The following is an 11,048-nucleotide window of genomic DNA, read 5'->3' as shown; positions in this document are numbered from 1 at the left end:
GATGGCGGCACTGCTCGCAGCGCTCGTCCTGGCGGTGGGAGTCCTCTTCACCGCCACCCCCGCTATGGCGGCAGGGGACGGAACTCTGACGGTTACGACCACCGATGCAGCATTCAGCGGTAAGGGAGTGTCTGCATGGAGGATGTTTGACATCACCGTTCACGACAACGGCGATGATACGAAGTCGTATGGATATACGCTTTGCGATGAATGGAAGACCTTCTTCCTGGGTGACGAGGAGTCTTCCATTGATCCGATGGTCACCATTGAGGGCATCACTGAGGACAACGTTTCCCAGAAGGCTTATGAGTACGTCAATGGTCTGACCAACAATCAGGCTCAGACTAATCCTTCTGACCCGAATAACGCTGGTGAACTTGCGGACTTCGCAAAGCTCGCCGCTGCGTGGGCAAGGGGTGCCGGCGCGACGTCTGTTGCGAACGTGAAGCTTGCTGATCAGACTTTTTCGGCTGGCCTGGAGGGCAATAGCTATGTTGCGACATTTAGCGGCATTCCCTTCGGCTACTATGTCGTGAGCCCTGCCACCTCTGGTTCCACTGACGTGATCGATCCGTTCCGTGGCACTGATGCGATGCTGGTTGCGGTGGTCGACGGAACTGCGTCCCTGACTGTCAAGACCGAGTATCCCACCGTTGACAAGCAGGTCCAGAACGGCGCCGGAGATGAGGCTGACGATCATACCTCTGTGGAAATTGGTGACACGCTGACCTTCACGCTTACCGCAACGGTACCTGATGTGTCCGAGTACGAGGGTGAGAACGATTACTATCGCTTTGCTTTCGTGGATACCTTGGACGATGGTCTGACCTACACGAATAACGTTGTCGTGAAGATTGGTAATCAGACAATTACTGCTGATGACGCCAACTATAAGGTGACTGCTCCGGCAGGGAACGAGGGCGGCGAACTTCGCATCGATTTTGGTAAGACGATTGATGGAAAGAATTACCGCGATGCTCGCGCCCTGTTCAAGAATAATGCGGGCAAGACCATTACGGTGACCTACACTGCCAAGCTTAATGAAAACGCGGTTGTTAGCGAACCCGAGACGAACAGCGTTAAGGTCGAGTATTCCAACAATCCCGGTACCGACGAATTCGGCACGTCCGAGCCCAGTAAGACTTATCAGTATGATTTCGAGTTCATTCTGAACAAGGTCGATGAGGCCAATACTCCCGTAGAAAACGCAAGCTTTAAGCTCAAGGATGCCGAGGGCAACTATATCGAACTCGTTCTCGTGAGCGAAGGCGTTTATCGTAAAGCAACAGAAGACGATTCCACCAAGATTCAGGAGGTCACGACCGGATCTACTGGCAAGATTGAGTTCGAAGGACTTGCTGCTGGTACGTATTACCTCGAAGAGACCAAGACCCCGGAGGGGTATAACCCCATCGACGGTGATGTGAAGATCGTGATCGTGGACACCACTAACACCACGACTCTTCCCGTCGATCCTTCTTGGACTGTGAACGGTGATGCCAGTCATGAGATTAAGGTTGTTAACAAGAAGGGCACCCTCCTCCCCGGCACCGGCGGCATGGGCACCGTGATCTTCACGATCGTCGGCGTGGCCGTCATCGCCGGCGGAGCCATCTGGTACGTGAACCGTCGTCGCGCCACCTCCAACGGCGAGCACGTCGCGTAACGCCCCCTTTCCGGAGTCGTTGTGAGCAAGCGCGTACGCGACATACTGCCCATCCTGGTCATTCTCGCCGGTCTTCTCGTCCTGCTGTATCCCACGATCAGCAACTACCTGGTCGAGCAGAACGCAAGCCGCGCGGTCGCCTCCTATGACGCTACCGTCGTGGACATGAGCCAGGAGGACCGCGAGCGGATGCTCGCGGAGGCGCACGCCTACAACGACGCGCTTGCCGCCTCCTCGGGCGCCGGTACCCCGGCGTCCGAGGGCGGCGAGCCCGCTCAGGTGGGGGAGACCCTCGCCTACGAGGACCTTCTCAACCTGAACGGCGACGGCATGATGGGCTACATCATCATCCCCAAGATGAACGTGGAGCTCCCCATCTACCACGGCGTGGAAGAGAAGGTGCTCCAGGTGGGCGTGGGGCACATGGAGAGCTCGTCGCTGCCCGTGGGCGGAGAGTCCACGCACGCGGCGCTCTCGGGCCACCGCGGCTTGCCCTCCGCGAAGCTCTTCACCGACCTCGACCAGATGGAGGTCGGAGACCAGTTCTACATCAAGGTCCTGGGGGAGACCCTGGCCTACGAGGTCCACGAGATAGAGACGGTCCTGCCCACAGAGACCGAGTCCCTCGCCATCCAGCAGGGCCAGGACCTCGTGACCCTCATCACCTGCACGCCCTACGGCATCAACTCGCACCGCCTGCTGGTGCACGCGCACCGCATCCCGTACGAGCCGCAGATGGAGGAGGCCATCGAGCAGGTGGGCGGCTTCATCAACATTCCGCTGCCGTACCTGCTGCTCATCATCGCGCTGCTCATCCTGGCGTTGACCTTCTCCGTCGGGACCATCATGCGGCGGAGGGGAACCGTCCGCGGACAAGGAGGACGACCGCATCATGAACGTTCGTCATAACGAAGTCGCATCCCGCATCACGCGCGCGGCGCGCCCGGCGGCCCGCATCCTGGCCGCCGCTCTGGCCGCGCTCGCCATGCTGCTCGCCGTGACGGCGGGGCATGCGCTGGCGGCCGTCCCGTCCGGCACGCTGACCATCCGCGGGATCGCCGTCGACGCCGACGACAGGCCTGTCACCCTCGCCGGCGACACGTGGTCCATCGCCCGCGTCGCCGACGCCACGGCCATCGTCGCCGACCCGGCGGCGATCACGTACGCCACGACCCCGGCTTTCACGGACCCGTGCGACGGCGTGGACTGGACCACACTCACCAGCGGGGCATCGCGCGACCTGGCGTCCGTTCTCTCCGACTACGCGGCGGAACACGGTCTGTACGAACAATCCGCCACCGCGGACGCGTACGGTACGGCCCATTTCGGCGTACTGCCCGCCGGCCTGTATCTCCTGACGCGCACCGGCGTCGCGCAGGACGGCGAATCGTGCGCGACGATGCCGATGCTCGTCGGCGTGCCCGCCGTCGAGGCCGGGGGCATCGTCTACGACGTGACCGTCGACCCCAAATACGAATGCCCCGGCACGCCCACGCCGACGCCGGAACCGGAGGAGCCCGCGCCCGGCGGCGGCACGCCCGCCGGCCCGGGGGAGAGCGCCGGCGCGACGGACGACGGGAAGGACGACGCCGACGACGATCGCCGTCCGATGGCCGTCACCGGCTCCGCCATCCTCGGCGCCCTCATCCTGACCATCGGCCTGATGATGACCGGATGCATGATCGCCGCATCCCGCCGCCGACACGACGACGACACAAGATAAACGACCAGACCCGGATCCCAAGGTCCCCGCTCACCCCTCCACACGGGGGACTGGCGGGGACCTTTTCATACGGCCGTCCTGGCGGCTGGCGGACGGCCGGCTCGGCTGAAGCCTATTCCCTTCCGAATGCGATGACGTGTCGGAGCGTAACGCCGCGTCCCTAATAGGGGCGCGGACGGGGACGACGGAACGCGGGGGAGCGCGAAAACGTTGGAATACAGGGGTTTTCAGAGGGTCGAAGATGATGCCCTCTGACTCCGCCGTCAAGGGTTCCGGGAATATCCCGGGGCCCTTTGTCATATATACGGAAACGGTTCATGCCAATCGCGCATCCGTTTGCTTCGCGGTCGAGGTTGGCTGCTGTGTTGGTTGGCTCATGCGCTAAGCTGGCTGCATGATTGCCGCCGCCAGTGAATGCCGCGTATCGCTCCCGCCTGTTATCGAATACGATGCCGACCGCGCCGACCTGCCGCTCGTTGTGGTGCCCGTGAGCATCCCCTCGATGACCACGCTGCTGCGGGATCGGCTGGACGAGTTCGCCGGCCTGGCCCGCGTGCGCATCCACACCGATTGGACGGATGACGAGGATGTGCTCGCCGCCCGCATGTCGGACGCCACCGTGGTCATGTCTACGGGGTTCCGCGCTTCCGCGCGACTGTTGGAGCGGATTGCCGGGCGTGTACGGTGCATCACGTTCTGCGGCACCGGCGCCGTCAGCTTCATCGACCTGGAGGCCGCCCGCCGCCTCGGCATCACCATCTGCAACGCCGTGCATTATGGGGACAACGCGGTGGCCGAGCACGCCATCGCCCTCATGTTCGAACACACCCATCGCGTCGGCGAGCTCAACGCCCGCACCCATCAGGGCGGCTGGCCCGGCGCGGACATCACGGAACTGTCCGGCAGGACCCTCGGCATCATCGGCCTCGGCGGCATCGGACGCCGCGTGTCCCGACTCGCCCACGGAATCGGCCTGCGCCTGCTGGTCTGGGACCGCCACCCCGACGCCGCGGAACTCGCCGCCCTGAACGCCGAATCCGCCGCCACCATGGACGAGGTCTTCTCCCGCGCGGACATCGTCAGCCTGCACCTGGCCCTCAACGACGCCACGCGCGGCATCATCGGCCCAGCCCAGCTGGACCTGATGCGTCCCGGCGCACTGCTGGTCAACACGGCGCGCGCCGAACTGATCGAACCCGGCGCGATGCTGCGCCGTCTGAGTCGCGGGGACATCGCCGCCGCCATCGACGTCACCGCCCCGGAACCCCTGCCGGACGACGACCCGTTGCGCACGCTGCCGAACCTCATCATCACCCCGCATGTCGCCTGGCGGTCAGACCGCGCGCTGGCCGCGCTGGTCGAGCAGAACGTCCGCTCCGCGGTGGAATTCCTGAAGGGCGGGGCGTACAACGTCCTCGTCTGATTCCCGACGCCCCGCACCTAGGCGTCGCGCTCGCCAACGGCGTGCGGTGACCGGCATGCACGGGTAAGCTGGGGATACGGGCCGTTTGGTTGGCCCGGCTCATGAGCGGCATCGGGAGGGAAGAATGACGCAGGAACGATATGGCCGGCATGTGCGCAGGGATCCGCACGCCGCCGCACGATGGATCGCGCCGTTGGGTTTGTTGGTGGCCTGCCTGGCCTGCATCGCCGCATGGTTCGTGTTCGCCCAACCCCACGGCGCCGAACCGGCAGACCGAGGGCCGGCCACGGTGGCGCTGGAACGCGATTCGGCCGTGCCGACCCCGGTGGTCAAGCACCCCGGCAATTCCCCCGACTGCCCGGACGACGACTGCATCGCCATGCTGGTCAACGGCGATCTGCTCTTCCATCCCGAACTGTGGGTGAACTTCGAAGGCCCGGACACCACCGCCACCGACGGCACCGCCTTCAACTTCGACCCGCTGTTCGAGCCGATGCGCCGGTACATCGAGAAATCGGACATCGCCGTATGCGAGTTCGAAACCCCCATCGCCCAACGCGGCGGCCCCTACACCGGCTACCCGGTCTTCAACATCCCGCCCGAGGTCGCCGATTCCGCGGCCCGCGTCGGCTACACGGCCTGCACACACGCCACCAACCACTCCTGGGACCAGGGCGCCGAGGGCATCCAGCGGCTCACCTCCACGCTGGACAGCCTGGGCATCGCCCACACCGGCTCCTACAACACGGAGGCCGAATCCTACGAGCCGCTGCTCATCGAATCGCCCACCGGCGGCGGTACGCTCGGCCTGGTCGCCGGCACCGTGTCCCTCAACGGCTTCACCGCCGACTACGACTGGCGCGTCGACCGTCTGCGCGACTTCGGCGACCCGAACCATGACGCGGACATCCAGAAGGCCGTGGACAAGGCGAACAAAGCACGCGAACAGGGCGCCGACGTGGTGGCCATGGCCATGCACTCGGTGCAGGAGTACCTGACCGACGCGGACACCTGGCAGGTGGCCGAGGCCCACGCGCTCGCCGACACCGGCGCGTTCAACGTGATCTACGGCGCGGGCTGCCATTGCGCCCAGCCGATCGAGCAGTACAACGACACCTGGATCATCTACGGGCTGGGCAACGCGCTGACGGTGGACGCGCCGCCGGAGAACATCGTCAACAACCAGGGCGTCACCGCGCGCGTGCAGTTCGCCGGCAAGAAGGGCCGGCCGGGCACATGGCGCGTCAGCCGCATCGACTGGCTGCCGACCGCCAACAAGCGGCAGGGCGTATACCAGTGGTGCCCGTTGTCGCAGGACCATCCCGACGGCGCCTGCTGGTCGGAGGAGTACGACGCGCAGGTGCGACAACGGATCTGGGACGTGGTGTATTCCATGGGCGCGGACCAGACCGTGGTACGCGAATGGAGGATCACCGACGAGCTATGACCGAGATGTTCACCCTGCTCAACACCCCGGACGACCCCGCGCACGATGCGATGGTGGAGAAGAAATCGGAGTTCATCGGCGACGCCTGCCATGTGGATTCGCTGGATGAGGCGCTCGCGTTCGTGGAGACGATTCGCGAACGGCACCCCAAGTCGCGCCATGTGGCGTATGCGGCGATCTGCGGCGGGGCGGACGGCCGTCTGTCCGAGCGGATGAGCGACGACGGTGAGCCCTCCGGCACGGCGGGCAAGCCGATCCTCGATGTGCTGCGCGCGAACGGCCTGACCGACTGCGCGGTGGCGGTCACCCGGTATTTCGGCGGGATTCTGCTGGGATCCGGAGGGCTGATCCGCGCGTATTCGACCGGTGCGTCGCTGGCGGTCAAGGCGGCGAGACGGGCGCGCATCGTGCCGTGCCGGATGTACCGGGTGCGGTTGGAGTACGCGCAGATCGGGTCGTTCCAGCGGATCGTGTCGGCGGTCGACGGCGAACAGACCGGACAGGAGTTCACCGATCGGGTGACGGTGGAGGTGTCGGTGCCGATGGAACAGGCGGAGACGTTCGAGACCCGGTTGCGGGAGACGTTCAACGCGGCGGTGGTGCCGGAGACGATGGACGCGGTCAACCGCGCCGTGCCGCTGGCGGAGTAGATATCCGGTAGATATGTACCGTCGTTCGAAGTCCCGGCTAAGCTGGAGGGCATGACAGAGGCACCACAGACCCAGCAGCCGAAATTCGAGGCGTTGACGACCGTGTACGAACGGTTGCGGCATTCCACCGATGCGGCGGAATTGAGCGAGTTCGCCCGTCGTCCGTTGCCGGATAAATCCGATCAGGCTGGCTACTCGCGTGCGACGGCGTTGCTGGAGGCCGTGGCGGGCAATCCGCATACGCCGTTGGAGGACCGCATCGCCTTGGCCCAGACCATGCCGTTCCCGAACATCCTCGTGAAGCTGGCCCAGGATGAGTCGGTCGAGGTGCGTAAGGCCGTGGCCGCGAATGAACAGGACAAGAACTGGCTGGTCGGTCGGCTGACCAAGGACGAGTCCGCGGAGGTCCGGGAGATCGCGCTGCGCAACGCGCGTACATCGTGGAAGATGCGGCTTGAGGGGGCGCAGGATCCGCGGACCAGTCCCGAGACCCTGGCGTTCCTGGCGGGATTCGGCGTGAGCCGGGAGCCGGGAGGGCCCGCGGTGCTCACGTCGATGATCCGCCGCGCGGTGGCGCTGAACCCCAATACGCCGGACGAGGTGGTCTCGGCATTGGCGCAGGATGCGTCCGAGGAGGTGCGCAAGGCGGCCTCACGCCGGCTGTCGCAAGGCTGAAAACGTTGGTATTCTCGGCATGTCCGCCGCGTGGCGCGGTTTACGGCGTTTTACACTGGGACTATGACTGACCAGAGAGAACAAGAGGAACGTCTGTCCCGACCGCTGATTCGACTGGCAAAGATGCTGGGAATCGGAACAAGCTATGTCGGTCAGAGCAACGATTATCACGAGATCGAAGACGATGTGCTGATTGACGTGCTGGCGGCATTGGGGGTGGACGCTTCCAGTGATGAGGCCATCGAGCGGTCCATCAACGCCATTGTGCATGAGCGGTACGGCCGCCTGGTGGCGCCCACGGTGCTGCACACCGCCGGCACGACTGACCACATCCGGGTCAATACGAGCATCATGTCCGTGCCGACGGCCGGCATCACGCTGGAGAACGGCGAACCATACGAAGGCACGTTGACCGTGGTGGGCGACGGCAGCCAGCAGGCGCATATCATCGACGGCAGGTTCATCGCCTCCGCGCTGGTGGAGATCCCCGACGATGTGCCGGTCGGCTACCACACGCTGCATGTGTCGGTGGACGGCCGCACCCAGGACGCCACGCTGATCAGCGCCCCCAGCCGCGTGGAGCTGCCCGAATCGCTGAAGAGCGGCCAGCTGTGGGGCTGGATGGCCCAGCTGTATTCGATCCGTTCCGCGGGCTCGTGGGGTGTGGGCGACTTCGAGGACCTGAAGACGCTGCTGGTGGACGCCAAGCAGCGCACCGGTGCCGATTTCGTACTGATCAACCCGATGCACGCGGCCGAACCGGTCTCCCCGCTGACCCCGTCGCCGTACCTGCCGGTGTCCCGCAGGTTCGTGAACTTCACCTATATCCGCCCCGAGTCCATCGAGGAGTACCGCACCGCGGACGAATCGGTCAAGGCTCAGATCAACGATCTGCACGACGGCGTGGCCGCGTTGAACGGCGACCCGCAGATCATCGACCGGGACACGATGTGGCGCGCCAAGATGCACGCCCTGTGGATCCTGTTCAAGGTCGGACGCAACGAGGCCCGGCAGGCCGAGTTCGAGGCGTTCAAACAGTCCTGCGGCGAGGAACTGGAAGCCTACGCCACATGGTGCCTGTGCTATGACAAGTGGGGCGCGCCGAGCGCGGACCCGAACAACTGGGAGCGTTCGCTGACCAAGGACTCCCCGCAGATCGCGGACTTGCGCAACCAGTTCCCGGATACGCTCGATTTCTACCGTTGGATGGAGTGGGTCGCCACCCAGCAGTTCCGCAGCGCCCAGGAAGCAGCCAAGGAAGCTGGCATGCAGATCGGCGTCATGGCCGATATGGCCGTGGGCGTCCATCCGCTCGGCTGCGATGTCTGGTGGAATCCGGAGCGTTTCGCCAAGGGGGCGACCGTCGGCGCGCCGCCGGACTTCTTCAACCAGCAGGGGCAGAACTGGAGCCAGCCGCCGCTGAGCCCGATCGACCTGGAGAACAACGGCTACCGCACCTACCGCGACATCGTGCACGGCATGTTCGCCCAGTCCGGCGCCGTACGGATCGACCACATCCTCGGTCTGTTCCGCCTGTGGTGGATCCCGGAGGGCAAGTCCGCCACGGAGGGCGCCTACGTCTACTACGATTCGGACATCATGCTGGGCATCCTGGCCATCGAGGCCTCCCGTGTCGGCGGCGTGGTGGTCGGCGAGGACCTTGGCGTGGTGCCGGAGTACGTGGCCGATTCGCTGGCCGAACACGGGCTGTTGGGCTGCGCCGTCGAATGGTTCGAGCAGACCGACGGCGTGTTCCATGAGCCCAGGACCTGGCGCCCGTACGCGCTGGCGTCGGTGAACACCCACGACCTGCCGCCGTGCGCCGGATATCTGGATTACGAGCATGTGCGCATCCGCGAACGGCTCAACCTGCTGACCTGCTCCGCGCAGGAGTTCCAGGCGAGCGCCGTCAAGGAGCACAACGCCATGCTGATGATGCTGGTGGATAACGGCTACCTGGACCCGAAGCTGCTGGAGGACGAGCACGCCAACGAACAGCAGATCGTGGAATCGCTGTACCGTGCGCTCAAGGCCGCGCCGTCCAAGCTGCTGGCCGCCTCGCTGACCGACGCGGTCGGCGAGCATCGCGCGCAGAACCAGCCGGGCACCAACAACGAGTATCCGAACTGGCGTGTGCCGCTGGCTGATGCACAGGGGAATGTGGTCCCGCTGGAGACGCTGTTCGACAACGCCCGTCTGCAGTCCCTGACCGCCATCATGCAGTCCTGAGCCCGGCGGTCTCGAACCGTACGCGTCAAGCCCCTCCGTAAGGAGGGGCTTGCGCCGTTTACGGATCGGAACCGGTCGGCAACACGGCGGTTCCGCAAAGTCAAGGGCGCTGATATACTAGTCGATTGTTGTGTTTCCCTACGGGGTCCTTCAAAGCGCTTTCCCACTCGCCATCGAGGACTTTCAGGGAGCCCACGGATAATGAGGCCGACGGCAGGCGCGACTGCTTCACGCGACTGGCTGAGGCCCGGAACACAATATATAGAAAAGGTACATCGTGAAAACTTTCACACCGAAGCCAGCTGATCTGACTCATGACTGGTACATCGTGGACGCCACCGACGTGGTGCTCGGCCGTCTCGCCACCCATGTGGCGACCCTCCTGCGCGGCAAGAACAAGCCGACGTTCGCTCCGCATGCCGATTCCGGCAACCATGTGATCGTCATCAACGCTTCCAAGATCGCGCTGACCGGCAACAAGATGGGCAAGGAACTCTATTCTCACTCCGGTCGTCCCGGCGGTCTGCGTCGTGACAGCTACGCCGAGCTGATGCAGAATAAGCCCGAGCGCATCATCATGGCCGCGGTGAAGGGCATGATGCCGAAGAACCGTCTTTCCAAGGTGCAGCTGGATCGTTTGCACATCTTCGCCGGCGAGGAGCATCCTCACACGCCGCAGAAGCCGCAGACCTTCGAGATCACCCAGGTCTCGCAGCAGGGCAAGTGAACCGAAGGGAGATAGAACATCATGGCTGAGAACAACAACTCCGCGGTTCTTGAGACCGAAGAGCTCACCTCCTACACCACCGAGACCAACTCCGGCGCTGGCACCGGCACCTCCACCATCGCCCCGGGCTACGGCACGGGTCGTCGCAAGGAGGCCGTCGCCCGCGTGCGTCTCGTCCCCGGCACCGGCAAGTGGACCATCAACGGCCGCACCCTGGAGGAGTACTTCCCCTCCAAGCTGCTGCAGCGTGAGGTCAACTCCCCGATCGTGCTGCTGAAGCTCGAAGGCAAGTTCGACTGCATCGTCCTCGTCGACGGTGGCGGCACCACCGGCCAGGCCGGCGCCATCCGCCTCGGCGTGGCCCGTGCGCTCAACGCCATCGATCGTGATGCGAATCGCGCCGCCCTGAAGAAGGCCGGCTTCCTGACCCGCGACGCCCGCGTCGTGGAGCGCAAGAAGGCTGGTCTGCACAAGGCTCGTCGCGCTCCGCAGTTCTCGAAGCGCTAAG

At 64.5% G+C, this 11,048-nt stretch carries 10 protein-coding genes; all 10 read left to right on the top strand.

The genetic code is table 11. The features are described 5' to 3' along the window. The first annotated feature begins 1 nt into the window (after position 1). Positions 2–1,666, top strand: coding sequence for a SpaH/EbpB family LPXTG-anchored major pilin (locus BIGA_RS06225; RefSeq protein WP_161786250.1), 1,665 nt, complete (start codon positions 2–4; stop codon positions 1,664–1,666). Positions 1,667–1,687: 21 nt separating this feature from the next. After that, complete coding sequence (locus BIGA_RS06220; RefSeq protein ID WP_033505275.1) at positions 1,688–2,575, top strand: class C sortase; 888 nt, start codon at positions 1,688–1,690, stop codon at positions 2,573–2,575. After that, on the top strand, positions 2,559–3,389 hold the full coding sequence (locus BIGA_RS06215) for a hypothetical protein (RefSeq protein ID WP_033505273.1): 831 nt from the start codon (positions 2,559–2,561) through the stop codon (positions 3,387–3,389). Before BIGA_RS06220 ends, BIGA_RS06215 begins: the two co-directional genes overlap by 17 nt. Before the next feature lie 394 nt (positions 3,390–3,783). Next, a complete protein-coding gene (locus BIGA_RS06210; RefSeq protein ID WP_051917138.1) occupies positions 3,784–4,812 on the top strand; it encodes an NAD(P)-dependent oxidoreductase in 1,029 nt (342 codons plus the stop codon). Between the two features lie 124 nt (positions 4,813–4,936). Next, entirely contained in the window at positions 4,937–6,259 is a 1,323-nt protein-coding gene (locus tag BIGA_RS06205) for a CapA family protein (protein WP_033505272.1), read from the top strand. Positions 6,260–6,264: 5 nt separating this feature from the next. Beyond that, positions 6,265–6,909 carry an IMPACT family protein gene (locus tag BIGA_RS06200; RefSeq protein WP_033505490.1) on the top strand — a complete coding sequence of 215 codons (645 nt, stop codon included), beginning with the start codon at positions 6,265–6,267 and terminating at the stop codon, positions 6,907–6,909. A gap of 51 nt (positions 6,910–6,960) precedes the next feature. Continuing rightward, entirely contained in the window at positions 6,961–7,584 is a 624-nt protein-coding gene (locus BIGA_RS06195; RefSeq protein ID WP_051917137.1) for an AbrB family transcriptional regulator, read from the top strand. A 63-nt stretch (positions 7,585–7,647) separates the two neighbouring features. Then, positions 7,648–9,813, top strand: coding sequence for a 4-alpha-glucanotransferase (gene malQ / locus BIGA_RS06190; protein WP_033505269.1), 2,166 nt, complete (start codon positions 7,648–7,650; stop codon positions 9,811–9,813). A 277-nt stretch (positions 9,814–10,090) separates the two neighbouring features. Further along, entirely contained in the window at positions 10,091–10,540 is a 450-nt protein-coding gene (rplM, locus tag BIGA_RS06185) for a 50S ribosomal protein L13 (RefSeq protein ID WP_033505267.1), read from the top strand. Positions 10,541–10,561: 21 nt separating this feature from the next. Then, on the top strand, positions 10,562–11,047 hold the full coding sequence (rpsI, locus tag BIGA_RS06180; RefSeq protein WP_033505266.1) for a 30S ribosomal protein S9: 486 nt from the start codon (positions 10,562–10,564) through the stop codon (positions 11,045–11,047). Position 11,048: the final 1 nt, after the last annotated feature.

Origin of the sequence: Bifidobacterium pullorum subsp. gallinarum, assembly GCF_000741215.1 — a bacterium.
Lineage (GTDB): Bacteria > Actinomycetota > Actinomycetes > Actinomycetales > Bifidobacteriaceae > Bifidobacterium > Bifidobacterium pullorum_B.
This window is presented reverse-complemented; position numbering and strand designations above follow the sequence as displayed.